This window comes from Mesobacillus subterraneus, from assembly GCF_023715485.1.
GTDB lineage: Bacteria > Bacillota > Bacilli > Bacillales > Cytobacillaceae > Mesobacillus > Mesobacillus subterraneus_B.
Window position 1 is genome coordinate 39420 of sequence record NZ_JAMBOF010000008.1, and the last position, 26395, is coordinate 65814.

Consider the following 26395-nt stretch of genomic DNA (forward strand, 5'->3'; position numbering starts at 1 on the left):
TTGGTTAAGAATCCAACAGGAACAGAGGTTTTTAAATGATATTGAATACACTCGCGGAGATTTGATTAATTCAATAAATCAAAAAAAAAGAAAAGCCGCATGGATTAGATATCCATGCGGCCTTTCATTTGCTGGAGTATTTTCTTTTCCAGACGTGACACCTGCACTTGGGATATTCCCAGCCGCAATGCCACTTCAGACTGCGTTTGATCTTTATAATACCTCAAGTAAACAATCAGCTTTTCACGTTCATCCAATTCGTTGATTGCTTCTTTCAGGGCGATTTTATCAAACCATCTTCCTTCTTCCCCATTATCAATCTGGTCGAGCAGAGTAATAGGGTCTCCATCATTTTCGTATACTGTTTCATGGATGGAAGCAGGAGTGCGGCTTGCTTCCTGAGCCATGATGACCTCTTCAGGAGAGAGATCAAGGAACTCAGCTAGTTCATTGACAGTAGGCACCCTGCCAAAATTCTTGGAAAGCTCGTCTTTCGCTTTCCTGATTTTATTGCCGGTTTCTTTCAATGACCTGCTCACTTTCACTGTGCCATCATCTCTGATGAACCGCTGGATTTCACCAATGATCATCGGAACGGCATACGTTGAAAATTTCACGTCATAAGACAGGTCAAATTTATCAACTGATTTTAAGAGGCCGATGCTGCCAATCTGGAACAGGTCGTCAGGTTCATACCCCCTGTTGAGGAAGCGCTGGACGACAGACCATACAAGCCGCATGTTTTTCTGGACAATCAAATCCCTGGCGGCCTGTTCCCCTTGCTGGCTTCTCAAAATCAGTTCTTTGACTTCATGGTCCTTAAGATACGTTTGGCTATTATCCTTTTTTACCTCCACATCCATAGGCAGAACTCCCTTAATTGCACAGCGCTTTGCTCTTTGACAGGTGCTTTTTCAAACGAATCTCTGTCCCAAAGCCGGGCTCTGATCTCACTTGTACTTCATCCATGAAATTTTCCATGATCGTAAATCCCATCCCTGATCTTTCAAGTTCAGGTTTGGATGTGTAAAGAGGCTGCATCGCCTCATCAATATCTGGGATTCCAATTCCCTCATCTTTTATCAGCATTTCAACAGTCCCATCCTCCAGCAGCACAGAAATGAATACCATTCCAGTGGCATCATTTTCATAGCCATGGATGATCGCATTCGTGACTGCTTCAGATACAACTGTCTTGATTTCGGTTAGCTCATCCATCGTTGGGTCCAGCTGAGCAATGAATGCAGCGACCGTCACACGGGCAAAAGATTCATTTTGGCTTAACGCGCTAAAATGAAGATTCATCTCATTCTTCATAGATCAAGCAACCCCCAATCTCTCTAATGCATATTCTTCTGACGGTTCAAGACGGATGATCTTGAATAATCCCGACATATCAAATAACCTCTTGATTGGCGGAGAAATCGCGCAAACTACCATCTCTCCATGAAGCTGCTTGATTTGTTTATACCTTCCTAAAACTACCCCTAGACCCGAACTATCCATGAAGGTGAGGTGTTCGAGGTTCAAGACAATGTGGCGGACTTCTTCGTTTTCAAGGGCTTTTGTTGCCTGCGCGCGAAGCTGGTCTGCTGTATGGTGGTCTAATTCACCACTAACTCGAATCAATAAGACGTCATGCTTCACTTCCATATCAATGTTAAGACTCACTATCCAAAGCCTCCTTATCTGGTATAGTGAGTCAAATTCTCCATTTCTTAAGGCAAATCCTTCTTAAGAACAAAACTAGTGCGATTTCGCTAAAACTAGATGGAATGGCAGACCATTCGACATTGCCACACGCCAGCTAGATAGAGATACTGCGTTTGAGCTGTGCTTTCCACTGGCTGTTAATTGTTAATTCTGGCTTCCTGCGCGAGTAAACATTCCAAATGAGCGTTTATACAGGATCCACCAGCTTGCTTTTTCTACGGATTTATCTGCGACAAGCGGAGTTTCGGCAAGTGTCTTTCCATTTTTCACGAGCTTCAAAGTCCCTACTTTATCACCTTTTTCAATTGGTGCTTTCATGGTTTTATCTAATGTGATTTTCTGTTTTACATCCTTTATGTCTTCACCTTTTTTTGTCAGGAGGGAGACACTTTCAGATGTAACTGCATTGATCGTTTTCTTATCGCCCTTGCTGATCACTGCTTTGCCAAGCGGGTGACCTTTCTTGAACATCGGATGTGTTTGGTACTGACTGAAAGCATAGTCAAGCATCTTCGTTACCTGAGCATTCCTTGCCTTCGATGTTGGTGCACCGAATACGACAGCGATTGCACGCATACCATCTTTCTGAGCTGTGGCAGTCAAGCAATATTTAGCTTCATTCGTGAATCCAGTTTTCAAACCATCCACTCCTGGATAAAAACGGACAAGCTTGTTCGTGTTGACAAGCCAAAACTTCTTTTCGGAATCCTCACGGAGATAATCTTCATATGTTCCTGTAAATTTAGTGATTTTCTCATATTTCAGCAGTTCTTTCGCCATCATCGCCATATCATAAGCTGAGCTGAAATGACCATCTACTGGCAATCCAGTTGTGTTTTTAAAAACGGTATCTTTCAAGCCCAGTTCTCTTACTTTATCGTTCATCATTTTCACAAACGCTTCTTCTGAACCGCCAATCCGTTCTGCCATTGCCACAGAGGCATCATTCCCTGAACCAATCGCGATTCCTTTGAGCATTTGCTCGACAGTCATTTCTTCTCCAGGCTCAAGAAAAATCTGTGAACCGCCCATAGAAGCTGCATACTCACTTGCACGGACTTTTTCATCCATTTTGAGTCTTCCTTCATCGAGAGCTTCCATGATAAGAAGCATTGTCATAATTTTTGTCATGCTTGCTGGAGGAAGCTTCTCCTTGCTGTTCTTTTCAAATAAGACCTGGCCTGTGTCCCGCTCAATCAAAATTGCAGAGCTGGCATCCTTCGCCAGTCCCGGATCTCCTTCATTTGCAAATCCTTTTGGAGATATAACAGCAGTGCCCATAATAAAAACAAGCATTAAACTCGCTAACTTTTTCAGATTCATGGCCATAACCCTCCTATCTTTATAGGGTCTATTTTTTCCAATGAATCCAATTTTATACAGGCAAGGGATGTAAATCCGTGATTTTTGTAAATAAGAGGTCTCGTCTGTAGCACTTATCTACTCATTTGAAATCAAAATGTCTAAGAATGGAGCTTTTAGGACATTTCCGGTTGTGGTAGATGTCAAAATGTCTAAGAAAGGTACTTTTATGGACATTTCCGGTCGTGGTAGATGTCAAAATGTCTAAGAGAGGAGCTTTTATGGACATTTCCGGTTGTGGTAGATGTTATGGGGCTTATTCTCCAATAAAAGAAGGTTATTATTTTTTCATATAAAAAATCGTTCATTTTAACAACGACAATCACTAAATTATTCCTTTGAAAAAAAAACTGACCCACTAGATCGTATTCTAACGACCTTTTGGATCAGCTACTTTGCATGATTACATTTATTCAGTTATTTCTTCATGTACAAGAATCGGTGCATCGACATGCTCACTTGAAATCCTGATATTTTCGTAAAGCATTTCTTTTACTTCATTTACATCTTCAAAATTACTGTAGATAGTCAGAAGTGAATCGCCTTTTTCTACCTTGTCGCCAATTTTCTTGCGTAACATTAGACCAACAGCCAAATCGATTTCAGATTCTTTTGTCGCCCTTCCTGCTCCTAGGAGCATTGCGGCAGTTCCAACTTCATCAGCAACGATTTCAGAAACATAGCCTGCTTCTTTTGCTTCAAGTTCGAACGTATACTTGGCCTGAGGGAGTTTGCTTGGATCGTCGACAACAGAAGCATCACCGCCCTGAGAGCTTAAGAATACTTTGAAAGTTTCTAGGGCAGAACCATTATTGATGACTTCCTCAAGCATGCTCCGTGCCTCTCCGAGTGAGTTTGCCTTTCCAGCAAGGAACACCATATGGCTGCCAAGCGTCAAGCAAAGTTCTGTTAAATCTTCAGGTCCTTCACCCTTCAAGGTATCGATTGCTTCTTTTACTTCGAGAGCATTACCAATCGCGTATCCAAGCGGCTGGCTCATATCAGAAATAACAGCCATTGTCCTGCGGCCGACATTGTTTCCGATTCTAACCATCGCTTTAGCCAGTTCGCGGGAATCATCAAGCGTCTTCATGAATGCGCCTGCACCAGTTTTAACGTCAAGAACGATTGCATCTGCGCCAGCTGCGATCTTCTTGCTCATGATTGAGCTTGCGATCAAAGGAATGCTGTCAACAGTAGCAGTTACATCACGCAATGAATAAAGCTTTTTATCAGCCGGAGTCAGATTCCCGCTTTGGCCGATAACCGCAATCTTATTTTTATTAACAAGATTGATGAATTCCTCATTGTCAATTTCTACATGGAAGCCCTCAACTGCCTCAAGCTTATCGATTGTTCCGCCTGTGTGGCCAAGGCCGCGCCCTGACATTTTTGCGACTGGAACACCTAAAGCGGCTACTAATGGCCCCAATACAAGAGTTGTTGTATCGCCTACGCCGCCAGTTGAGTGTTTGTCGACTTTTACGCCTTCAATAGCAGATAGATCAATCTGGTCACCGGACTTCACCATTGCCATTGTTAGATCTGCGCGTTCTTTTTCAGTCATTCCCTGAAAGAAAATTGCCATTGTAAGAGCACTTACCTGATAGTCAGGAATCGTACCCGCAGTGTATCCATCGATAAAAAACTGAATCTCTTCAGTTGATAACTCGTGTCCGTCACGTTTGTTTTCGATAACGTCAACCATTCTCATCATTATCACCACTTATCTATATTTAGCCGGGAAGCTATGATTTACTTATCCCCAATTTTCTTCACAATTTCATTTACTAACAAGAGGAAGCTTGATTTTACTTTTTCAGTCGTTTCGATCACTTCATCATGGCTCAATGGCTGGTCTAGGATTCCTGCTGCCATATTTGAAATGCAAGAAATACCCAGCACTTCTAATCCAGAATGCCTTGCGACAATGACTTCCGGTACGGTAGACATTCCGACTGCGTCTCCGCCCATTGTACGAGCCATTCTTACTTCTGCAGGCGTTTCATAAACAGGTCCCGGATTTCCAACATAAACGCCTTCTTTAATAGTAATATTGCACTTTTCAGCTACTTCTTTCGCAATGCCTCTTAAGTTTTTAGAATATGCTTCGCTCATATCCGGGAATCGCACGCCAAAACGCGAGTCATTTGGCCCGATCAGAGGATTTGTTCCCATGTTATTGATATGGTCCGTGATGATCATTAAGTCGCCTGGCTCGAAGCTTTCATTCACTCCGCCCGCTGCGTTCGTAACAATTAGCCTTTCAATACCCAGCTCTTTCATCACGCGGACAGGGAAAGTGACCTTATCCATGCTGTAGCCCTCATAATAATGAAAGCGTCCTTGCATCGCAATGACTTCCACACCGCTCAACTGTCCGCACACAAGCTGACCTGCGTGCCCTTCAACAGTGGAAACGGGGAAACCTGGAATTTCGTTATAAGGGATTTTGACAGGGTTCTCGATGTCCTCAGCAAGGACACCTAGTCCGGAACCTAAGATCAACCCGATCTTAGGCTGCTGTTGAAGCTTTTCATTAATAAAAGATGCTGCTGTTTGAATTTGATTGTAATCCATGAATTCCACTCCTTATTTCAATTCCTTTAGGAAGCTTGTGCCATGCTCAGGCATTTGCACATTGAAGTTTTGCGCAACTGTAGCACCGATATCTGCGAAGGTTTTACGCACAGGCAATTCTTTTCCTTCTGCCATTCCCTTTGAATATACAAGCAGAGGCACATATTCACGTGTGTGGTCTGTCCCGTAATGGACTGGGTCATTGCCATGGTCTGCAGTGATGATGAGCAGGTCATCTTCTGTTAATTTTGAGAATACTTCAGGCAGGCGAGCATCGTATTCTTCTAGTGCCTTCCCGTAGCCCTCAGGATTGCGGCGGTGTCCGAATAATGCATCAAAATCAACAAGATTCAAGAAGCTCAAACCGGTGAAATCCTGATCCAATGTCTGGAGCAGCTTATCCATTCCATCCATATTCGAAATAGTTCGAAGTGATTCAGTCACTCCTTCACCGTCATAAATATCCGCGATTTTACCAATTGCCAGCACATCAAGGCCGGAATCCTTCAATTCATTCATAACCGTCCTGCCAAATGGCTTCAATGCATAGTCATGGCGATTTGAAGTACGCTTGAAGTTTCCAGGTTCTCCAAGGAAAGGTCTTGCAATCACTCTTCCTACCATGTATTTTTCATCAAGAGTCAGTTCTCTTGCGATTTTACAGATTTCATACTGTTCCTCGATAGGCACGATTTCTTCATGAGCAGCAATCTGCAATACAGAATCAGCAGAAGTATAGACAATCAAAGCGCCTGTTTTCATATGCTCTTCGCCAAGCTCATCCAGGATCTCAGTGCCGCTTGCAGGTTTATTGCCGATAATTTTTCTTCCTGTCCGTGCTTCAAGCTCCGAAATCAATTCATCTGGGAATCCATCCGGAAACACCTGGAACGGCGTTTGGATGTTAAGGCCCATGATTTCCCAGTGTCCAGTCATTGTATCCTTTCCGTTTGAGGCTTCTTCCATCTTTGTGAAGTAAGCCAACGGCTTTTGTGCAGGCTCAATCCCTTTAATTTCCTCGATATTGCTCAGTCCAAGCTTTCCCATGTTTGGCATGTTCAGACCGTTCATCCGTTCAGCTATATGACCAAGTGTATGTGACCCTTTATCTCCGAACTTTTCTGCATCTGGTGCTTCACCGATCCCGACGGAGTCCATGACGATCAAAAACACCCGCTTATATGTATGCGACATTCCTTCTCCTCCTTAAAAGTTTAAATGCGTTTCCACCGTTTTAACAATTTTATGTTACCCTTTTTTATTCAGGATAATCTGATGCTTGCGTTTTCATTTGTCAGAAGTCTGACATCCTCATTGTACTAAATAAAATGAAAAAAACAAGAAAAAAAGCTGACATCTGCGCCAGCTTTTATGACAATTCTATGAAACTATTGCTCTTTTCGCAAACTTTGTTGCTTTCTCACACAGAAGTAAAAATCGGCTTCAGGATTTTTCATTTCACCTTGCATTCTTGGTTCAGAAAACTTCTCTAAAAGAGCTCGACACCAGAATCAACCATTAATGAGGAAACAGCCAACTACTACGCCCGAGGATGGAATTTCGAATAAACATCCTTTAACCTCGTTTTCGTGACATGCGTATATATTTGTGTCGTTGATATATCAGCGTGCCCAAGCATTTCCTGGACCGCTCGCAGATCGGCACCATTTTCAAGCAAATGAGTAGCAAATGAATGGCGCATTGTATGTGGTGTCAATTCCTTCTCGATTCCTGCATCATTCGCAAGCCGTTTTAAAATCTTCCAGAAACCCTGGCGTGACAGACCCTTCCCGTGATGATTCAAAAACAATGAGTCATCGCGGTGCTTTTTTGAAACGAGTTTGGGCCGGCCATTTTCGAGATATTGTTGAATTGCACCCGAAGCAGTTTTGCCAATCGGAATGATCCGTTCCTTGCTCCCTTTTCCCATGCAGCGGACAAAGCCCATCGTCAGGTGCACATCCGACATTTTAAGACCAATCAGTTCGCTGACGCGAATCCCGGTAGCATACAACATCTCGAGCATCGCTTTATCTCGATAGCCAAAATGGTCGGTAAGCTTAGGGCTTTCAAGAAGGGTCTCGACCTCTTCCATACTAAGTACCTTAGGCAATGAACGTTCATGCTGCGGACTCTCAATGTGTACGGTTGGATCATGGTCCACTGCTTTTTCGCGCAGCAAAAAATGATGGAAGGCCCGGATAGAAGCAATATGCCTTGCGAGGGTCTTTGAAGATTTCCCCGAGTCCTTCAGGTGGCTCAGGAAATGGACGATCTGCGGGCGCTGAACCTCATTTAAATCAGCCAGCTGCTCTACATTTTTCAAATAAGTAATATAGCTTTTCAAATCTCGTTTATAGGATACGATCGTATTTTTCGAAAGTCCTTTTTCAACAACTAAAAAGTGGATAAAGTCATCAAGCCTGTCTTCCATTATTATTACTCCCCATTCAGATAAAACAGTAACAGCCTTTCGAGCAAACTTCCATCCTTTTGGTCAGTCGTACCCGAAACCTTTATGGCTGCTCCCTCCGGTGCGTCATATCGGTGGTAACTCTCATATTCTTCGTTAATCCACATGATACCATAATAGAATAAGATTGTGCATCCAGTGAACAATATAAACACTTTCAAAGTGTGCAGGATCAATCCGAACCAGGATTTCATATTTCTTGCCCCCGTCTATAGATCATTTACTAATCTTTATGCCATGTTGGACAAGAATTATACCTTGCAGCCTCGCTATTTTCAGAACCTGTGTCACTTTATCATCCCAACTACTACGAATTCTTTATCAAAGGCTCTTTTCGTAGACTTGTTGATTTCACAGCCAAAAAAACGCAGCTAAAATAAAAACCCTTTTCTCTAGGGAGAAAAGGGTATCATATCATTCAGATGCAGCCGTTTCTTTTTCCTGGCATCTATAGCAAATGCCGTGGAAAGTCAGGCGGTGGTCTTTGATTTTAAATTTCCAGTCTCTTTCAACGATTTCTTCTACATCTTCGAGAAGGTCGTCCTGGATTTCATCAACCGCTCCACATTCGATGCAGACAAGATGGTGATGAAAATGGGCAGCGCCTTCCTGGCGGAGATCATAACGGGACACGCCGTCCCCAAAGTTGATTTTATCGACAATTTTCAGTTCAGTCAGTAGTTCAAGTGTCCGGTATACTGTTGCCAACCCGATCTCAGGAGATTTTTCTTTGACAAGCAAATAAACATCCTCTGCACTCAAGTGGTCTTCTTCATGTTCAAGTAAAACGCGAACGGTCGCTTCACGCTGCGGCGTTAATTTATAGCTGGACGAATGCAGCTGTTTCTTGATTCTCTCAATTCTGTTTTCCATTTCGATAACTCTCACTCCCCCGCCACTGTTCTTTTATTATATCAGAAGGGAAATAAGATTCAAAATAAAATTATTACAAATAAGAAACAATAGTTATTATAAAATAAAAATCATTTTAATTAACCGAGTTGATAACCGCTTTTAAAAGCGCCGGTGATAAATAAGCTTCGATTGCTGCCGCTGCAGCCAGGAACACGATTGCAGCTACAAATGAAAAAATGTACCTGAAAAACTGCGGCATGATCGGCTGGTTTATTTTTTTCATGAATTGATTGCGGATCATCTTCAATGAAAAAGTAACTGCCATTGCCGCTGTAATGATGAATACCGGAATGATGATAAAGTTCTGCGGCAGAATGGAGACAAATGATAACAGGAAGCCATCCCAGCCCATTTGGTTTACAAGGAATCCTACCGTAAAGCCAACGACCATACCTTTCATGAATAAAAGGATCAATATTACAGGAAGGCCAATGATTGAGACCCCTAAAATCCAGATGAGACCAATGAATTTCCCATTGTGCAAGAAGCTTTGCAGAAATAGATCCCTGCCATCGGCTACCTTGCCGGTTGCTGCCTGTCCAAAAAATTGCGATAAATAATAGAATAAATCCTCTTTTTGTGTGAAGCTGAGGCTGTTTACGATAACAGCGCCAAAAATGACTCCCATCAAAAACAGGACAATAACAAAAAGATAGATTGAGGAATATTCTCGCAAATGATTTGCTACGACGTCCTGGTACTTTCGTTTCTTCATCACTCTTCCTCCTGCATATTGGTTACTATCATCATATGCACGGTCTAGCAGTCTATGACTAAGAGTGATGAATTTCCGGTCCTTTTAATAGATAAAGGCTCTGTTAAATTAGGCTGTTGATTTTCGTTCCAGGCGCTTCGCTTTCCGCGGGGCTTGGCGCTGAGCCGCCTCGTCGCAAGCTCCTGCGGGGTCTCACCTGACCAGCTAAGCCCGCAGGACATTGACCTGAGCTTCGTCGAAACTGCCCACGCACGATGGAAATACGTTAGCATTTTCTGAGGAGTCTGCGCGCCCTCCACTACAATCAACAGGGTTAAATAACAACATTGAGCTTAACAGAGCCTAGATAAAAAAATTCCGGCCAAAGATGACCGGGTTTACACATCCGCAATTTTTCCGTATTTGCCCCCGCCCCCTGCAAGGAAGGCGAGCTGGCCGTTGCGGGCTCTATCTATCATTATTGCTGTCTTTTCCGGGATTACTTCTTTCAATGATTCAAGAGGCACTGAATGAAGGACAGCCATTTCTGTACCGAAGTGGTCCAAAAGCTTTTCTAGCATTTTCGGGCCAAGACCGGGTATGAATTCCAACGGTACCTGATGAATATATGGCGGTCTGCTGACATTCGCTTCCTCAGCTGTCTTTAATTCCGAAATCCTGTCGGCAACTCCCTTTACCTTTTTCATTGACCCGCATTCGGTACAGGTTGCGTCGTTTGAGAGGCTGTGCCTGAAACATTCTGCACAAACGGTGCGATGGTACTTTCCGAGCTGCGGATCCAGGCCGTAATTCGCTTTTATGCCTCTCCCGTCTGTTTGTTTCAAAGCAAGACAGAGTTCATGGAATGAAGGTGCGACCATCTCAATTTTCTGGTATTCCCTCGCGATTTTTGCCAGGGAGTGGGCATCGGAATTCGTGACAAACGTATATCGATGGAGCTCCGAAATATGGTCTGCCATCCTCGTATCTGAACTCAAACCAAGTTCAATGCCGTCAATCATTTCCGGGTCAAAAACTTCGGTTAAAGATTGACGTACACCTTTCCCATACAGGCTTTTAAAAGGAGTAAACACATGAGCAGGAATGAAGATTCCTCCAAGTGATTTAACCTTCTTTTGCAAATCTCTGCCTGAAACGTACACTCTTTGGGAACTCAGATGTACGTTTTTCAAATGCCTTGCCAGCCATCCGGAAAAATCCTTCATCGTTTGCAAATATGGAAAAAAACATAATACATGGATTGGCCCCAGTGTATCCTTATCATTTATCTCGAGTTCAGACCCGAGGATGATGCTCATTCCACCATACATTAAACCGCCATCAGGATTTTCCTGCAGCTCACCTGCGTTAAGGAGCTGTTCCATTTCCTCGAGTACTTCAGGCGAATGGCTGTCGATGATACCGATCATATTCAGACCTTTATGATCCCTCGCATGGCTGATTATATTGTGGAAGGTAAGCGATTTCGCGCCCGTAATCTTAACTGCCCGTCCTGATTTCGTCCTGCCAATATGGATATGTAGATCGACGAAGTATTGCTGCATTATTTCCCCAAAGCCTCTTGCAGCTGCAAATACTGGATTGCAAAGGCAGTTTTCGCGTCGTAAATTTTTTGCTCTTTTACTAACTGGACAGCTTCTTCCAAAGTAACTTCCATAAGGTTGACGAATTCATCCTCATCAGTAGTCGCAGGGTTCTCCTTTTTTGCTAAGCCGATCGCCTTATATACATGAATGATTTCATCTGCAAACCCTGGTGACGTATAGAACGAAATGAGCCATTCCATGCTGGCGCACTCATAGCCTGTTTCTTCCTCAAGCTCGCGAGCAGCACAAATCTCCGTTTTCTCGCCAGCCTCAAGCTTCCCGGCGGGTATCTCGACGATCGTCCTTTCCAGAGCTTTTCGATATTGCTCTACCATGATGATCTTATTATCAGCAGTTACAGGAATCACCGCTACTGCCCCTGGATGCTTGACGATTTCCCTTTTGGAAACTTTTCCGTTCGGCAGTTCTACATCATCTACTTGCAGACTGATTACCTTTCCCGCAAAAATCTGTTCCGTTTTCAATGTTTTTTCATCAAGAGGTCTCATTACTTATTCTCTCCTGTTCTATTCCGTTATTAAATGCTCATACATTTTATCATACTTATCCGAAAGGAGTATGCTGATGAAGATTTACGTGCATGATCAAGGCATAACACTTGCAGGGAAGGCATGGGAGATCAAGCAAAAGCTAAAAGAATACCAAAAACAGCACAAGCTGGTGAAAGACTGGATCAATTCCGTCAATAAAACAGTTAACAATCGGATAAGTTGAACGCACTCCCTCCCTTTCGTTAAAATGGAACCAGCCCGAAAGAACGGAGTGATTTTTATGAGGAAACGGCAATTAGGCTCATCTGATTTGTTTGTAAGTGAAATTGGACTTGGTTGCATGTCACTGGGGACTGATGAAGCAAATGCTGCGGCTGTATTAGAAGCTGCACTTGATGAAGGCATCAATTATTTCGATACTGCGGATTTATACGACTTCGGCCAGAATGAAAAAATCGTCGGACAAGCATTGCGCAATGTCAGAGATCAAATCATCATTGCAACAAAAGCTGGGAACCGATGGAACGAGGCGAAGGACAGCTGGACATGGGATCCTTCAAAAGCCTACATCAAAGAAGCCGTCAAGCAGAGCCTAAAGAGGCTTAATACCGATTATATCGACCTCTATCAGCTGCACGGCGGAACAATCGAAGATAATATCGAAGAAACGATTGAGGCCTTTGAAGAATTAAAATCTGAAGGATATATCAAGTATTATGGTATCTCCTCCATCAGGCCGAATGTCATTCGTGAGTATGCTCAAAAATCAAATATCGTATCTGTTATGATGCAGTATAGCATCCTTGACCGCCGCCCAGAAGAAGCAGTGCTTCCTCTGCTTCATGAAAAAGGCATCAGCGTCGTAACACGAGGTACAGTCGCTAAAGGGATGCTTAGCGACAAAATGCTAGAGAAGGCATCAGCCAAAGGCTATCTTGACTATACCTATGAGGAACTGCAAAAGGTGCTGCCGTCATTAAAAGAAAATCTTGCTTCAACACGCTCTCTCGCTGAAGTCGCCATTCAATATAATTTAGCACAGCCAGCCGTAGCATCTGTAATTGCTGGCGCGAGCACAGTTGAGCAAATAAAAGAAAATGCCCGAGCAGCGAGAGCCGATTCGCTGTCACCAGAGGAACTCAGCTTTATTCGTTCGTTTACTAAAGCAAATAAGTATGAGCAGCATAGGTGAAAATTAAATTGAACCTCAATATGGAACACATTTCGTTAATTACCTGCGAAATGTGTTCCTTTTTTTAAACTTTGGCGCCTTGTTTGCCAATAAGGGTATTTTAGACTACTCAATGTATGCTAAAAAGTTTTTAAATATTTACCCTTAAGCAATCATTAGCAAAATCGTATATCCCATTAACCCGGCCGCGAATGCCCAAAAATTACTTTCACGTTCTTCAGGCAGTTCTTCCTTCATTACATTCAAAATTACCCCGCCGGCCAGCAATGCAAATAAAACGGCAATGACGCTTTCGTTCACCATTACAGCAATACCGATTGCCCAGCCAGCCACAATCGCTCCGGCCAGGAGCCATCTGCCGATTCTGTCATATACTTCTTTGTGAGCTTCCCTAAGTGCATGGTCACTCGTTATGAAATGGACCGCGAGCGCGATAAAATAAAAAAATAATCCTATAACTGTTTCTTGCTCACCGTGCAGCAATAGATATCCAATCAAGCCATTGTAAAGGAGAAATGCGGTGATATGGATCCAAAACACACCTTTTGACGTACGGTTAAAATTGTTCTGCTCTTGCTGTTTCTTCTTTGAGACTTTTACCATACGTTCTAATCCATAAAAAATGGCCAAGCCGATCATAGCTACAATATAAGTATGGTTTTCGAAAAACTTCAGGGCATCTGACTGGATGTTTTTATCGAGAACTTCATTATGTTTATTCAATTCCGGAAGCAGGTGGATGAATACATAAGCGACCGAAATACCTCCGGCGGCTGACAACAGCCTGCTTCTCGGAGCGCTGTCAAGGAATGGGAGGTACCTTGAAAATAAATGGACTGCTACGAATCCCAGTGCCAGTATAAATGTAAAAAATACCACAAAAATTGCCCCTTTGTCTTTTTTACCTTATTGCCCTTTGGCAACCGGAGCAAAACCTGGGTATATTAACTAGGTTTCCACTGCATAGCTCTTTGTTCAAGCTCCCTCACAAGCGGAGACTTTTCTTCTATGTACGACTCGATATCATATTCATATTTGCGGGCAGCTTCTTCTTTTACTGCGGCGTATCTGCTGGCTTCCTCCGGGTGTGCCCTTAGATAATCGCGAAAAACAAGGTGCCTGTGCAATTCAGGACTGCCTTTTTCATACGAGTGCAGATGAATTTTTCTGATGCCATTTTCATCACTTTTTTGAAAATAGCGGCGGCCTGGGATGCCGTTTTCTCCCTTTGCATCGTAGCCAGCAGCCACAATGGCAGGAGTTGCTTTTTCCACTTGTTCAAGACTGTCTGCTGCTAACATTATGTCTATGATCGGCTTGGCACTGAGTCCGGGAACAGACGTACTGCCGATATGGTGGATGATCACTTCTGCTGGTTCTAATAGTGATTCAAGGAGTTTCTTCTCCTGGTCAAAAAGCTCGTTCCACTCACTTCGATAAGGCACTACCTCTACTCTTCTTCTGGTCATTTGAACTTCTTCCAATCCATATCACTTTCGGAAAACAATTCTTCAAATGATTTGTTCTTCTCCCTTAATCGCTGCTCTTCTTTTTTACGCTTTATTTCTTCCTGCTTGTTCTTTTCTTCTTCTTCCTTTAATTGCTGTTGCTGGGCTTTTAATTTTTGCATGATATCCTGATTTAGAAGATCCCCCAATGTTGCTGGTTTCTCCTCTTTTTTAACTGGTTGTTGGCGTTTCTGTTTCTTCTTCACAGTGGATCCCTCAGTTCTTTGTCTGTTAAGTTTGTTTACAATTTCTCATTTTACCAGCTTAACAGAACCATTTTTCGGCTCTGTTACATTAGGCTATAACTGAGACTTTTTTTTAAAATTATATCACCGAATTGAGGTAAATTAAATAAATCTAACGCTCCTCCTCCTAAAGAAGAAAGGAACGCCCCACTAAAGGCGTCCCCGGATTAATCAATATGCATCTAACACTACTGAATCATCTACCTGCAATTCAGGATCTGTTGATTTGATCACATCGTCAACTGTATAACCTGCAGCAACTTCAACAAGCTTCAGCCCGAAAGGCGTAACGTCGATCACTGCCATATCGGTAATGATCCGGTTGACAACACCTTTGCCTGTCAGCGGCAGGCTGCACTCCTTTAAAATCTTTGCTTCTCCATTCTTGTTCACATGCTCCATGATGACGATGATTTTTCGTGCTCCATGAACGAGGTCCATGGCGCCTCCCATTCCCTTGATCATCTTTCCTGGAATCATCCAGTTTGCAAGATCACCAGATTCTGAGACTTCCATTCCCCCAAGGATGGCAATATTGATATGTCCGCCGCGAATCATTGCAAATGATTCAGCAGAGTCAAAGTAGGCTGATCCTGGAATGGCTGTAACAGTTTCTTTTCCGGCGTTGATCAAATCAGGGTCGACGCTGTCTTCAGTCGGATATGGACCAATTCCGAGCAATCCATTCTCTGACTGCAGGACAACCTGCTTGTCTTCGGAAATGAAGTTAGCCACAAGCGTTGGCATCCCGATTCCAAGGTTAACATAAAAGCCGTTCTCGATTTCTTTTTCAGCCCGGCGCGCAATTTTCTCCCGTACATTTCCTTTGTTTTTAATCATATGCCTTCTCCTTTCATGATCAGCCAGAGTTAACTTCTCACTGTCAGCCTTTCAATCCTTTTTTCCTGATTGCCTTCAATCAATGACTGGACATAAATGCTTGGAGTATGGATACTGTTCGGATCTAATTCGCCCACTTCATATAGATTTTCGACTTCTGCAATGGTGACCTTTCCGGCAGCAGCAATCATCGGATTGAAGTTCCTTGCTGTTTTATGGTAGACGAGATTGCCCATCTTGTCGCCCTTCCAGGCCCTGACAATGCTGAAATCTGCAGTCAGCGCTTCTTCCAGCAAGTATTCCTTGCCGTTGAACATCCGTGTTTCTTTTCCGTCAGCGATAGGAGTGCCTACTCCGGCTGGAGTATAAAATGCCGGAATGCCAGCGCCGCCTGCCCTGATTTTTTCAGCAAGAGTGCCCTGCGGGATCAGCTCAACTTCGATTTCACCCGATAAAACCTGTCTTTCGAACTCTTTGTTTTCCCCTACATAGGAACCTACCATTTTTTTAATCTGCTTATTTTTAAGCAGCAGGCCAAGGCCCCAATCATCCACGCCGCAGTTGTTGGAGATGACGGTCAGATCTTTTACCCCTTTTTCTACAAGTGCCAACACAGCATTTTCCGGTATGCCACAGAGCCCGAAACCGCCAACCATCAAGGTTGCTCCATCCTGGATATCAGCTACTGCTTCTTGAAAGGATGTACAAATTCTTTTCATTCGTTTCTCCTCCTTATTCGAAAAGCTCAAGCGCCGCCGGCTGCCGGAAAGCGCTGGAGCTAGACAGTAATTTAAGTAATAAAAAAATGACTTATGTGAATCTTAAGCGAGTTCGACGACTGTAGCTACACCCTGTCCGCCGCCGATGCATAATGTGGCAAGTCCGGTTTTCGCGTTTCTTCGCTTCATTTCATGGATCAAGGTTACAAGAATCCTTGCCCCGCTCGCACCGATTGGATGCCCCAGCGCGATCGCACCGCCGTTCACGTTTAAAATATCCTTGTTAAAATTAAGTTCACGGTCCACAGCCAATGACTGGGCAGCAAAGGCTTCATTCGCCTCGATCAGCTCCATGTCCTCCATCGTCTTGCCGGCTTTGTCCAATGCTTTCTTGACTGCGTTGACCGGACCAATTCCCATGATGCTCGGATCTACACCCGCACTCGCATTTCCTTTGATGACAACTAGCGGCTTAAGGCCCAGTTCCGCTGCCTTTGCCCTGCTCATCACAACCAAAGCGGCTGCCCCGTCGTTGATTCCTGAAGCGTTTCCTGCGGTTACGCTTCCATCCTTCTTGAACGCAGCGCGCAGTCCGCCAAGTTTCTCAGCTGTTGTCCCTTTTTTCGGATATTCATCTGTATCAAAAATAATCGGGTCGCCTTTTCGCTGCGGAATTTGGATCGCGACAATTTCATCCTTGAACTTGCCATCTTCAATTGCTTTTGCGGCCTTTTCCTGGCTGGAAGCCGCAAATTCATCCTGTTCCGTGCGGCCGATTTCATATTTAGTGCAAAGATTTTCAGCCGTTACACCCATATGGTAGTCATTGAACGCACACCACAGACCGTCTGAAATCATGCTGTCAACGAGCTTTTGGTCACCCATCTTAAAGCCATCTCGGGCATTTTTCAAAAGATAAGGGGCTTGGCTCATATTCTCCATTCCGCCAGCCACTACGATTTCTGCATCTCCCGCGATAATCGCCTGTGCTGCCAGGTGGACGGCCTTCAAGCCGGATCCGCATACTTTATTAATCGTCATAGAGGAAGCGCTTACAGGAAGGCCCGCTTTTATTGCTGCCTGTCTCGCAGGATTCTGCCCAAGGCCAGCCTGCAGGACATTGCCCATGATGACTTCATCCACCTGATCCGGCTGGACTCCTGCCTGCTTAAGTGCATCTTTAATTACCGCGGCTCCTAGTTCCGGCGCAGAAATATTCTTCAAACTACCATTAAAGCTGCCGATTGCTGTTCTTACCGCAGCTACGATTACTGCTTCGGTTTTGCTCAAACTGCTCACCCTTTCTCTAGTTCTCACATGTTATTTACTTCTATTGATTTGAATCAAATCCCTTTTATTTTATCAAAATTTTATTTATTCTTGCATTTTTAAAAATTTTCTATTTACAATGAAGGTATCTGAAAAGGAGGGTACTTAAAATGCTGCAGCTTCCTGAAAAGGTTGAAATAATCGAGGTTGGCCCAAGGGACGGACTCCAGAACGAAAAAAGCTTCGTTCCTACAGAAATTAAGAAAGATTTTATCAGCGCTTTAAAAAGTGCCGGACTGAAAGAGATGGAGCTTACATCCTTCGTATCGCCTAAATGGGTGCCGCAAATGGGCGATGCCGCCGAGATCGTTACTGATTGTCTCGACGGCAATACAAGAAATATAGTGCTCGCTCCAAACAAAAAAGGAATCGAGCGCGTTTATATGACGGACTGCAAAGCGGTCGCTGTCTTCGTCGGTGTCAGCAACACTTTCAACCAGAAAAATATCAACAAGTCTACTGCAGAAAGCCTTGCCGAAGTATTGCCATTGATCGCGGAACTGAAGGCTAAGGACTTCTTTGTGCGCGCCTGCATTTCCACTGCTTTTTATTGCCCATATGAAGGGAAGGTCAACGAGGATGAAGTTCTTGCCCTTTGCGGTGAGTTTGTTCAAGCTGGCGTCGATGAATTGAGTGTGGCCGATACAATCGGAATGGCTGCGCCCAATGAGTCCTATTCATTATTTTCTAAATTGAAGGAAGCATACCCAGACGTGCTATTGACGGCCCATTTTCATGATACGAGAAAGCTTGGTCTGTCCAATATTTTCGCTGCGCTTCAGGCAGGGATCACGCGTTATGATACTTCGGCCGGCGGACTCGGAGGCTGCCCATTCGCTCCTGGCGCTGCCGGGAACGCGGCTACCGAAGATGTCGTCTATATGCTGCATAGGATGGGAATTGACACTGGTGTCGACCTGGATAAGCTGATCCAGGCAATCCAGATTATCCAGCCACATATTTCAAGGCCGATTGAAAGCACTTATTTTCGACTGAATTCTGTAATGGTGTAAAATTTGTTGCATAAGCTTCCTTGCTGAAATCCATCTTATTAGGTGAAGCCAATAAGTTGAAGGGAGCACATCACATGAGCCAGAAACGCGATAAAGGATACAGCCAGCAAGGCAAGCCAAACGCAGACAATGTAAAGCAGAAAATCGCCGCTGAGGATCTGGAAAAAGCAATTCATCCAACAAAGCGACAAAATTCACAGCAATAATTTTTCAGACCGCCCCCACCGGCGGTCTTTTATGTTTGTATTATTAATACTAATGGTAAAATAAAGAAAAACGCATTATTCGGAGGGTTGAGCTTGAGAAAGACGTTCCGTGTTTTATTTTCATTTCTGCTCGTACTTGCCTCTTTAGGGGTTTATATCTCCAATAAACTTATGTTCTTGAAAAAGAAGGCGGATGAAGAAATTTTGACCCGGGAAACAGAGGCCGGCCACTTGATACCTGATGAATATGAGGCTTTGCCTAAACGCGAAGTAACGATCCCTTCTTCTTTTGGCTACCAATTGAAGGCCGTCCTTGTTGAACCTCACGACACAAACCGGTACATCATCATTGCCCATGGGGTGACGCAGAGCAAAACAAATTCCGTAAAATATATGAATCTGTTTTTAAACAGAGGCTACAATGCTGTTATTTATGACCATCGCCGCCACGGAGAATCGGGCGGAAAGACAACAAGCTATGGCTACTATGAAAAGTTCGATCTGAAATCGGTCGTAGACTGGCTAAGGGAAGAAAAAGGGGCTGACCTATTTCTCGGAATCCACGGAGAATCGATGGGGGCTGCTACATTGCTCCTCTATGCCGGCATGCTTGAAGATGGCGCTGATTTCTATGTTGCGGATTGCCCTTTTTCCGACTTCAGCGAGCAGCTCGCCTATCGCATCAAGGAAGAGGTCAAATTGCTTCCTCCGCGACTGTTGCTCCCAGTCGCCAGCTTGTTCCTTCGCATCCGTGACAAATATTCGCTTAACGATGTTTCGCCAATATCGGTCATTGAGAATATAAACAATCCAATCCTCTTCATCCATAGCCGCAAGGACGATTTCATCCTGCCTTCGATGACCGAGGCATTGTTTGAACAGAAGAAGGGGCCAAAGAAACTGTATATGGCCGAAAATGGCCATCACGCTCAGTCGTACAGCCAAAACCGCCAGGAATACGAGAAAGTTCTTGATGAATTTCTTGAGGAACATGTTTTTGCAGCTGATCAAGATGCTGAGGATATTGTTTTGGAGACTTAGATGTTTGATTTACGAACCAAGTGTCCAATCAGCATGTCTATCGGACATTTTTCTCTTCCTGCATCTCTGTTTTGTCTGATAGGACCCTTCTATCGGACATTTCTTTCTTCCTGCGACTCTGTTTTGTCCGATAGCGCTATTCAGTTCCTGTCTCTTTTTTGAGCCGAGCGAGCGAAATAAAAAAGGCTGGCTCATCTAAGAGCCAACCTTTTACTGCTTTTCACCCTGGCGATCGACTTCTTTGCCGTCAGCGTTCAATGCCCTGACTTCCTTATAATCGCCAATCGCGTAATAGTAGCGTTCATTTTCTTTTTCAAAGATTTCTATTTTAGTAAACTTGCCATCAGCCCCTGCAGCCTCAATTGTTTTGATGTCAGGGTTTACGACCTTTCCAAAGATAACCGGAATCTTGGAATCCAATTTACCATTTGTATTATAGGTATGGAAAGTGTCGGCATACAAAATCATGAAATCATTTTTATAATAAGTCCAGTGGTTATGCCCTACATTTTCCCAGCCCTCTTTTTCGCTGCCTTCAATATAGGCGACCGCAAGAGCGGCGAATGTATTGGATCCTTCCTTTTGCTCAGTTGTGTAAAAGACTAGCCATCCATCCTTTACTTCTTCCTTGTGGACAATCTGTTTGATGTTGAACGGAATATCGTTTTGGATTGCTTCCCCTGCAGTTTTATATGCGCACGCTGACAATACAATCATGCACATGACTATTATGGCTGCCCGCCGCAAATTCCCCATAGTTCTCCTCCTGCCTTTTCATCAAACTTCTATGTATTCCTACATCCTTCTCTCTTATTTAACCTATTTTTCAAATATTTGTAAACTTTTTTTATATTGTTTTATCAAAATAACTCATTCGGGGATTTAAATATTCGTTAGGACTCTTCAACTGAAAACAGCCGGAAGCTTCCTTATAGTCAAGCGTCATCTCTTCATCAAAAAAGACTTCCTTGGATTTTTCAATATAGACAGGAATATCACTTGTACTGAGTTCACTTTCATTCTCATGGCACTCGCTTTCCAGCCAGAGGGCCGCAATACCATTCACTGCACAGCCACAGCCGTCTATATCGTACTTCAGTTTTAAATATCCTTGTTTTCCTGAAATTTTTTCGTTGAGTTTATTTGCTGCTGCTTCGGTGATTTTCAACTTCATGACTGCACTCCCTTTCTGATTTTTTTATTTTAACATACCATTTTCCATTTTTCGTTTTGAAACCCCTGCCTGACTTTCAAAATAATCTTGCAATTTTCCTGATTAACTACTACTATCAAAGATAATTGTGACTTAGAAAGGAGTGTTTATTTTGACAAAAGTAACGATTAAAGTGAATGATAATGGATCATTAAGGATTACCGGCGATGTTGAACTGCTGGATGGCGCCGGCAATGCATATGAAACGAAGCCGGCTTTCTCTCTTTGCCGCTGTGGAATGAGCAAAAACATGCCGTTTTGCGATGCTTCCCATAAAGGGAAGTTCGAGTCCGTCGTCCGTGCTCCGCAATCTGAAGAAACGGAATGATGTTTGAGGGCAATGGTCATTCCATTGCTCTTTTTTGTGGAGTTGCCATTGGCTAAAAACACCTTACCATTCGTCTGCATGCCTGACATCCGCAATGGCCGTAAGCTGGATGCGATGGAGTTCCTCGAATTTGTCCACAACATGGAGCTTCTGTCCGAGGTCGTTCCAGTAATGGATTTTCCCGACCACCAGTTCATACCTCCGCTGGCGGTAATAGGTGATGCTGACTGGACGGTTATACTCCATCGCTTCGAGAATGGTTTCGTTCAATTGTTCGAGCTGCTGCTCATCAAGCTGTCTTTGTTGTTCATATTGGTCCTCCTGTGCCCAGTCACGGAGCAGCTTTACATGTTCTGGAAGCATCATTGAAGTCCATTTAATTCTTCCACGATCACGAATCATCTTTATCTCCTCCTTCTGCTATCAGCCTTTGTGTCCACCAACGAGTGCCGCTCGATGCCTTGCTGTTCCGGCTGCCGTATAGGAAACCGCTCTTAAAAGGGCTGTCGAGCCATACCGGCTGCGAATCCGGTCCATTGCATAGCCTAGCTCTTTCTTCTTCCAGCCGTTCTTTTCAAATAAATTCAATTGGAATTCGCTGTCGGTGATGAGGTTCCCGAGTGAAATTGAAATGCTGCGCACCGTCTTTCCCGTGTAGTTCTCGGCAAAAAGCTCAAGACAGACGCGATACAGATCCATCGTGATATTCGTCGGTTCCTCGATCGTCCTGGACCGGTGGAAGCCTCCGCCGAATTCATCCTGGCTGTAGCCTACCCCAAAGCTGATTGTCCGCCCGGCTTTCCCATGGCTCCTTGCCCGGCGTGCGACTTCCTCGCACATTTCGAGGATGACATGCTTGATTTCCTTTTCTTCTTTATAATCCCGCAGCAGAATCTGGCTTTTCCCAAAGCTGATTTGACCTTCCATGATAGGAGCACCGATATCCGAGAAATCAATTCCCCACGCATGCCAGTAAAGCTGGTTGCCCATGATGCCAAATTTTTTCTCCAGTTTTTCAAGGTCATAGCGGGCAAGCTGGCCGACGGTAAAAATCCCCATGCTGTTCAGTGTTTTTTCGACACGGCGGCCAATCCCCCACATTTCGCTGAGCGGCGAGATATTCCACAGCTTTGTCTGGACGTCTTCATAGGTCCACTCAGCAATGCCTTTCTTTTTCGCATCCAGGTCAAGGCAAAGTTTTGACATCAGCATATTCGGGCCAATTCCAATGGCGCAAGGGAGCTGGAACTCGCGCTCGATATCATCTTTGATTTTTTTTGCGATTGAAGCAGCGTCTCCCCAAAGCTTCGAAGCCCCATCTACTTTTATGAAGCTTTCGTCGACACTATAGGTATGGATCGCTTCCTTCGGGACATAGCGATTGAATACACGGGAGATTTCAGTGGAGATTCGCAGGTACGTTGACATTTGGGGATCAACGACAATAATTCGCGGATCATCAGGAATTTCAAACTTCCGCGAGCCGGTTTTTATGCCAAAGTCTTTTTTCAAACGGGGCGATGCTGCCAGGACGACGCTTCCCGGACGGTCGAGGTTCCCGACCACAGCCAGGTAGCATTCAAGAGGATCAAGGTCCAGCATCACTGCGGAACAGCTGGCATAGAAGCTTTTCATATCAACACAAAGAATTTTGTTTTGCGGCATTTCGCTGTAATCGACCATGTTTTTTTCTCCTTTCTGCAGGTTGTCTGCCATTAATAGGAACATCTGTTCTATTTCATTATACCCATAATCTTAAGCGAATATGCGTTCGGTTTCAATGGTAATTTTCCGGCGGACTGACTTAATTAAGGTGTAAATGGTGAGTCATGCCAATGTTGGACATTTTTATACAGTGCTGTTTTCAGCTGGCAGTTCAGAGTATAATCGGATGGAGAGGTGCTATTTTTCATGGATAAAAAACTCATTCGAAAGATGATCCAGAAATGCTTCGTGCAGTACCGGCATGATGATTCACTGCCGTTCAGCGAGGCGGAATTTGAAGAAATATATATAAAGATTGTGGAACTGAAAAATGAGGAGCCTGAGACGGATTTGCATGACATCATTAATGATGCGGTTTATGAATTTTTGGCTACATAAAAAAATCACCAAATCGAAAAGGCTGCCCTGCAGGACAGCCTTTTGATTATTTTAATCTGATCTTCGCTTCGCCTTTGATGGTTGCGGGATAATCATTCAGCTTCAGGGTAATCGGGCCAGGTGCCGCTCCTTCACCAAAATAAGGAATTAAAACTTCCAAAGGACTTTCATCGTTCCATCTAAAAGAAGCTGAACCATCTCCGATTTCTTTCCCGCTTGGGTCAACAGCCTGATCAATAGAAATATTTCCATGTCCATCCTTGGAGTCTCTTTGGAAGGTGAGCAGCAATTGATTCTCCTCCCTGCTCACTTTCAGCAATCTCCCGTCACTTGGAGCCTTCAGGACTTCCATTTTCCCGGGATCAATCATAATTTCTACCTCGTCTTTACCAAGCGCTCGCAGCGAATTGAAGCGCAGATATAGCTCTTTTGGCTTTTTGAAATAATTGCTTTGCAGGTAAACCTCGTGCCGATTCTCATTGAAATGGGAAGCAATGGTTCCATTTGAAATTGCTGCCCATTCCTCACCTGTTTCGTCCACAAGGCGCAGGTCTTCAAATCTGAATATCTGTTTTGTATTATCCTCGTCAAAGTGCACAATGACACCGATTTGAGTTGGATAAATCGACACCTTTTCAATTGTTATCTTCTGCCCTTCTATCGTGACAGTTTCATTCACATCGATGAACTCCTTTTTACCCATGAAGGAATCTCTGTCAACCGAGAAAGGAAGTACCCATTTATCTTCAAGCTTGGTAATCACCTCGCCATCCCTTCCTTCTGCAAGCCAAATATTCATTTTCATGTTTTCAGGAGGAAGCCTACCGTCAAAGGTGTACGTAGCTTGATAAACGTTTTTCTGCTGAAAGTCGACGGGCCCGAGCCATACTGATGAACTGAATCCGAGACTCTTGCCTTGGTCATCGGTCAGCTGAATATCCTTAATTGAAATGTCCTTGCGATTTCCGGAAGATTCCATTTGATAGAACAATACCATCATCTGCTCGTCGACAATCACCGAATCCAGGGTAATCTTGATGCCATCATGTTCATCAGATACACCGATTTTTTGCGCAAAGTCATTTTCGATGGCGGAGGTCAGTCCCTTGTCAAAGCGGACAAGTTCAACAATCTTCTCCATTCCCGGTATCGAGGTGACATAAGAAGCAAATGTTTCCGACGTCCTCAGCATCGCTGTAAAAGCAAAGATCAGGATCGCTGCCGAGGCAAGTGTCCTTATGAACAGCAGGTTTTTCTTCTGCTTCTTTTTCCCTTTGCTGATGCCGGCAGCAATGGCCGCGTCCAGCTGAAATTCAGGAACTTCAATATTCTCAAGTGCGGCCTGAGCCTTTGTCAGCTTTTTTTCCTCGGCATTAAGCATAGCCCAATCCCCCCTTTTCTTCGAGCTGTCCGCGAAGCTCCTTCAATCCTTTGTTAAGCCATGTCTTCACAGTACCTTCCGGACATTCAAGAATCTCGGCAATTTCTTTGATTTTAAAATCGTGGACGTATTTCAATTCAATGACCTGCCTCGTTTTGGAATCAAGCTTGCTGATGACTTCCTCAACCTCCAGCCAGCTGGACTGATGTTCAGATCCCATCAAACTGATCAGGTTATCACTGACAAGAGTTCTTTTCTTTTTCTTCAATTCATCATTGCAATAGTTTATCAGGATCCTAGTAAGCCACGTCGTAAAATATTGCGGCTCCTTCACTTTCCGGATCGAGCGGAATGTCCTGTATGTTACCTCCTGCAGCGCTTCGACTGCATCTTCACTATTTTTGAGATAGCTAAGAGCAATCCGGTATAGGCGTCCTTTATGGAGCTGCATCAATTCATAAAATGCCGCTTCGTCGCCTTTCTTAGCCTTCTGTACCAATTCTTGAAGCTCCAAAATGTCTCCCCCTGACTTTGTATCTATCTATTAGACCATATAGCTGGTAAAAAGTTTTACTGAATTAAAAAAACCGCCAAAAATTTTTTTGACGGTCGACAATTTTATTTTTGGTTAAATACCTTCTTGCCAAAGCGCTCAAATATACGCGGGAACAGCGTGTAAAAAATACTGCCGGAACTCATCCAGCGCGGCAGATTGATTTCCCTCGTCGTAGTCATCATCCGGTCGACTACCTGTTTCGCCACATATTCAGGCTTCAGCATGTACCGTTTCACATTCTTCACATAGGTCCCCTGCTTATCCGCGACCTCAAAGAAATTCGTTGCGATCGGACCCGGATTGACAGAAGTGACAAAGATATTATCATCAGCTACCTCCATGCGCAGGCTGTTCGTGTAGCCAAGCACAGCATGCTTTGATGCCGAATAAACGCTTGATTTTGGCGTGGCAATCTTGCCGGCCTGGGAAGCGATATTGATGATATGCCCGCTCCTACGCTGTTTCATTCCTGGGAGGACCATCGATGTGCATGCCATCAAGCCAATGACATTCACGTCGAACATCGATTTGATGTCGTCAATTTTCGCTTCGTGTGCATAATCAAAAATCCCGAAGCCCGCATTGTTGACCAATATATCAGCATAGCGAATGTCAGAAAGCACTTCAAAGAAAACAGCCTTGATGGCCTCTGTATCTGAAACATCCAACTGCTGGGCATGTACATTGATGGCATATGTAGATTGTAATTCCTTTTTCAAAATCTCGAGTTTATCGATACTCCGGGCAAGCAGGACAAGATTCGCTCCACGCGCCGCGCAAAGCCTGGCAATCTCAGCCCCAATTCCTCCTGAGGCACCGGTGATGATAATATTTTTCCCTGTTAACGATGGCATTACAATTCACC

The 26395-nt window shown here is 44.0% G+C and carries 33 protein-coding genes; 7 read left to right on the forward strand and 26 right to left on the reverse strand.

The genetic code is table 11. The annotated features are described in order from the left end of the window. Positions 1 to 104: 104 nt before the first annotated feature. The 13 genes from sigF to M3204_RS13065 form a co-directional block, all read right to left on the reverse strand. Positions 105 to 863, reverse strand: a complete 759-nt coding sequence (sigF, locus tag M3204_RS13005) for an RNA polymerase sporulation sigma factor SigF (RefSeq protein ID WP_251482501.1) — start codon at positions 861 to 863, stop codon at positions 105 to 107. 13 nt (positions 864 to 876) lie between these two features. Then, positions 877 to 1317 carry an anti-sigma F factor gene (spoIIAB, locus tag M3204_RS13010; RefSeq protein WP_251482504.1) on the reverse strand — a complete coding sequence of 147 codons (441 nt, stop codon included), beginning with the start codon at positions 1315 to 1317 and terminating at the stop codon, positions 877 to 879. Positions 1318 to 1320: 3 nt separating this feature from the next. Then, positions 1321 to 1671, reverse strand: a complete 351-nt coding sequence (spoIIAA, locus tag M3204_RS13015; protein WP_251482507.1) for an anti-sigma F factor antagonist — start codon at positions 1669 to 1671, stop codon at positions 1321 to 1323. Positions 1672 to 1857: 186 nt separating this feature from the next. After that, positions 1858 to 3030 (reverse strand): D-alanyl-D-alanine carboxypeptidase family protein, encoded by a 1173-nt coding sequence (locus tag M3204_RS13020; RefSeq protein ID WP_285856983.1) that lies wholly within the window; start codon positions 3028 to 3030, stop codon positions 1858 to 1860. 454 nt (positions 3031 to 3484) lie between these two features. Beyond that, positions 3485 to 4789 carry a pyrimidine-nucleoside phosphorylase gene (locus tag M3204_RS13025; protein ID WP_251482881.1) on the reverse strand — a complete coding sequence of 435 codons (1305 nt, stop codon included), beginning with the start codon at positions 4787 to 4789 and terminating at the stop codon, positions 3485 to 3487. Between the two features lie 41 nt (positions 4790 to 4830). Then, entirely contained in the window at positions 4831 to 5655 is an 825-nt protein-coding gene (locus M3204_RS13030; RefSeq protein WP_251482510.1) for a purine-nucleoside phosphorylase, read from the reverse strand. A gap of 12 nt (positions 5656 to 5667) precedes the next feature. Then, positions 5668 to 6849: a phosphopentomutase gene (gene deoB / locus M3204_RS13035; protein ID WP_251482512.1), complete on the reverse strand. Its 1182-nt coding sequence runs from the start codon at positions 6847 to 6849 to the stop codon at positions 5668 to 5670. A gap of 346 nt (positions 6850 to 7195) precedes the next feature. Next, on the reverse strand, positions 7196 to 8089 hold the full coding sequence (gene xerD / locus M3204_RS13040) for a site-specific tyrosine recombinase XerD (protein ID WP_251482515.1): 894 nt from the start codon (positions 8087 to 8089) through the stop codon (positions 7196 to 7198). Positions 8090 to 8094: 5 nt separating this feature from the next. Continuing rightward, a complete protein-coding gene (locus M3204_RS13045; RefSeq protein WP_251482518.1) occupies positions 8095 to 8322 on the reverse strand; it encodes a YqzK family protein in 228 nt (75 codons plus the stop codon). 220 nt (positions 8323 to 8542) lie between these two features. Then, the gene (locus tag M3204_RS13050; RefSeq protein WP_251482520.1) at positions 8543 to 9001 is read right to left on the reverse strand and encodes a Fur family transcriptional regulator; all 459 of its coding nucleotides are present in this window, start codon (positions 8999 to 9001) and stop codon (positions 8543 to 8545) included. A 115-nt stretch (positions 9002 to 9116) separates the two neighbouring features. Beyond that, positions 9117 to 9758 carry a stage II sporulation protein M gene (gene spoIIM / locus M3204_RS13055; RefSeq protein WP_251482523.1) on the reverse strand — a complete coding sequence of 214 codons (642 nt, stop codon included), beginning with the start codon at positions 9756 to 9758 and terminating at the stop codon, positions 9117 to 9119. A 377-nt stretch (positions 9759 to 10135) separates the two neighbouring features. Beyond that, on the reverse strand, positions 10136 to 11302 hold the full coding sequence (locus tag M3204_RS13060; RefSeq protein WP_251482527.1) for an endonuclease Q family protein: 1167 nt from the start codon (positions 11300 to 11302) through the stop codon (positions 10136 to 10138). After that, entirely contained in the window at positions 11302 to 11853 is a 552-nt protein-coding gene (locus M3204_RS13065; RefSeq protein WP_251482529.1) for an NUDIX domain-containing protein, read from the reverse strand. Before M3204_RS13065 ends, M3204_RS13060 begins: the two co-directional genes overlap by 1 nt. A 76-nt stretch (positions 11854 to 11929) precedes the next feature. Between M3204_RS13065 and mciZ the strand changes: the two genes are divergently transcribed. Then, complete coding sequence (mciZ, locus tag M3204_RS13070; RefSeq protein WP_251482532.1) at positions 11930 to 12079, forward strand: Z-ring formation inhibitor MciZ; 150 nt, start codon at positions 11930 to 11932, stop codon at positions 12077 to 12079. A 57-nt stretch (positions 12080 to 12136) separates the two neighbouring features. Then, a complete protein-coding gene (locus tag M3204_RS13075) occupies positions 12137 to 13048 on the forward strand; it encodes an aldo/keto reductase (protein WP_251482534.1) in 912 nt (303 codons plus the stop codon). A 144-nt stretch (positions 13049 to 13192) separates the two neighbouring features. On the opposite strand, the gene M3204_RS13080 is transcribed toward M3204_RS13075, so the two are convergent. From M3204_RS13080 to M3204_RS13105, 6 genes are all read right to left on the reverse strand, one after another. Beyond that, the gene (locus tag M3204_RS13080; protein ID WP_251482535.1) at positions 13193 to 13927 is read right to left on the reverse strand and encodes a hypothetical protein; all 735 of its coding nucleotides are present in this window, start codon (positions 13925 to 13927) and stop codon (positions 13193 to 13195) included. A gap of 65 nt (positions 13928 to 13992) precedes the next feature. After that, complete coding sequence (locus M3204_RS13085) at positions 13993 to 14517, reverse strand: GrpB family protein (RefSeq protein WP_251482537.1); 525 nt, start codon at positions 14515 to 14517, stop codon at positions 13993 to 13995. Next, entirely contained in the window at positions 14514 to 14762 is a 249-nt protein-coding gene (locus tag M3204_RS13090; protein ID WP_251482538.1) for a YqkE family protein, read from the reverse strand. Before M3204_RS13090 ends, M3204_RS13085 begins: the two co-directional genes overlap by 4 nt. Positions 14763 to 14972: 210 nt before the next feature. Beyond that, positions 14973 to 15641 (reverse strand): CoA transferase subunit B, encoded by a 669-nt coding sequence (locus M3204_RS13095; protein WP_251482540.1) that lies wholly within the window; start codon positions 15639 to 15641, stop codon positions 14973 to 14975. Between the two features lie 29 nt (positions 15642 to 15670). Beyond that, a complete protein-coding gene (locus M3204_RS13100) occupies positions 15671 to 16360 on the reverse strand; it encodes a CoA transferase subunit A (RefSeq protein WP_251482541.1) in 690 nt (229 codons plus the stop codon). Positions 16361 to 16462: 102 nt separating this feature from the next. Next, positions 16463 to 17650 carry an acetyl-CoA C-acetyltransferase gene (locus tag M3204_RS13105; RefSeq protein ID WP_251482543.1) on the reverse strand — a complete coding sequence of 396 codons (1188 nt, stop codon included), beginning with the start codon at positions 17648 to 17650 and terminating at the stop codon, positions 16463 to 16465. 149 nt (positions 17651 to 17799) lie between these two features. Between M3204_RS13105 and M3204_RS13110 the strand changes: the two genes are divergently transcribed. The 3 genes from M3204_RS13110 (at position 17800) to M3204_RS13115 (ending at position 19949) form a co-directional block, all read left to right on the forward strand. Next, a complete protein-coding gene (locus M3204_RS13110; protein ID WP_251482545.1) occupies positions 17800 to 18702 on the forward strand; it encodes a hydroxymethylglutaryl-CoA lyase in 903 nt (300 codons plus the stop codon). 74 nt (positions 18703 to 18776) lie between these two features. Continuing rightward, complete coding sequence (locus M3204_RS23725) at positions 18777 to 18908, forward strand: hypothetical protein (protein WP_023627442.1); 132 nt, start codon at positions 18777 to 18779, stop codon at positions 18906 to 18908. A 93-nt stretch (positions 18909 to 19001) separates the two neighbouring features. Next, positions 19002 to 19949 (forward strand): alpha/beta hydrolase, encoded by a 948-nt coding sequence (locus tag M3204_RS13115; protein ID WP_251482547.1) that lies wholly within the window; start codon positions 19002 to 19004, stop codon positions 19947 to 19949. A gap of 210 nt (positions 19950 to 20159) precedes the next feature. Here M3204_RS13115 and M3204_RS13120 read toward each other — a convergent pair whose 3' ends face one another. Together M3204_RS13120 and M3204_RS13125 are read right to left on the reverse strand one after the other, a co-directional pair. Continuing rightward, positions 20160 to 20705 (reverse strand): hypothetical protein, encoded by a 546-nt coding sequence (locus M3204_RS13120; protein WP_251482548.1) that lies wholly within the window; start codon positions 20703 to 20705, stop codon positions 20160 to 20162. A 91-nt stretch (positions 20706 to 20796) separates the two neighbouring features. Next, positions 20797 to 21123 carry an iron-sulfur cluster biosynthesis family protein gene (locus tag M3204_RS13125; RefSeq protein WP_251482550.1) on the reverse strand — a complete coding sequence of 109 codons (327 nt, stop codon included), beginning with the start codon at positions 21121 to 21123 and terminating at the stop codon, positions 20797 to 20799. A gap of 151 nt (positions 21124 to 21274) precedes the next feature. Here M3204_RS13125 and M3204_RS13130 point away from each other — a divergent pair, with 151 nt between their 5' ends. Next, positions 21275 to 21490, forward strand: a complete 216-nt coding sequence (locus M3204_RS13130) for a CDGSH iron-sulfur domain-containing protein (RefSeq protein ID WP_251482552.1) — start codon at positions 21275 to 21277, stop codon at positions 21488 to 21490. A 63-nt stretch (positions 21491 to 21553) separates the two neighbouring features. On the opposite strand, the gene M3204_RS13135 is transcribed toward M3204_RS13130, so the two are convergent. Both M3204_RS13135 and M3204_RS13140 read right to left on the reverse strand, forming a co-directional pair. Further along, positions 21554 to 21892, reverse strand: coding sequence for a YolD-like family protein (locus tag M3204_RS13135; protein WP_251482553.1), 339 nt, complete (start codon positions 21890 to 21892; stop codon positions 21554 to 21556). Positions 21893 to 21913: 21 nt separating this feature from the next. Beyond that, positions 21914 to 23173, reverse strand: coding sequence for a DinB/UmuC family translesion DNA polymerase (locus M3204_RS13140; protein WP_251482555.1), 1260 nt, complete (start codon positions 23171 to 23173; stop codon positions 21914 to 21916). A 228-nt stretch (positions 23174 to 23401) separates the two neighbouring features. On the opposite strand from M3204_RS13140, the gene M3204_RS13145 reads away from it, so the two are divergent. Beyond that, the gene (locus tag M3204_RS13145; RefSeq protein WP_251482557.1) at positions 23402 to 23593 is read left to right on the forward strand and encodes a YqzH family protein; all 192 of its coding nucleotides are present in this window, start codon (positions 23402 to 23404) and stop codon (positions 23591 to 23593) included. Positions 23594 to 23639: 46 nt separating this feature from the next. On the opposite strand, the gene M3204_RS13150 is transcribed toward M3204_RS13145, so the two are convergent. The 3 genes from M3204_RS13150 to M3204_RS13160 form a co-directional block, all read right to left on the reverse strand. Continuing rightward, positions 23640 to 24974: a DUF4179 domain-containing protein gene (locus M3204_RS13150; RefSeq protein ID WP_251482559.1), complete on the reverse strand. Its 1335-nt coding sequence runs from the start codon at positions 24972 to 24974 to the stop codon at positions 23640 to 23642. Continuing rightward, a complete protein-coding gene (locus M3204_RS13155) occupies positions 24967 to 25488 on the reverse strand; it encodes a sigma-70 family RNA polymerase sigma factor (protein ID WP_251482561.1) in 522 nt (173 codons plus the stop codon). Before M3204_RS13155 ends, M3204_RS13150 begins: the two co-directional genes overlap by 8 nt. A 104-nt stretch (positions 25489 to 25592) precedes the next feature. Next, positions 25593 to 26384, reverse strand: coding sequence for an SDR family NAD(P)-dependent oxidoreductase (locus M3204_RS13160; protein WP_251482563.1), 792 nt, complete (start codon positions 26382 to 26384; stop codon positions 25593 to 25595). Between the last annotated feature and the right edge of the window lie 11 nt (positions 26385 to 26395).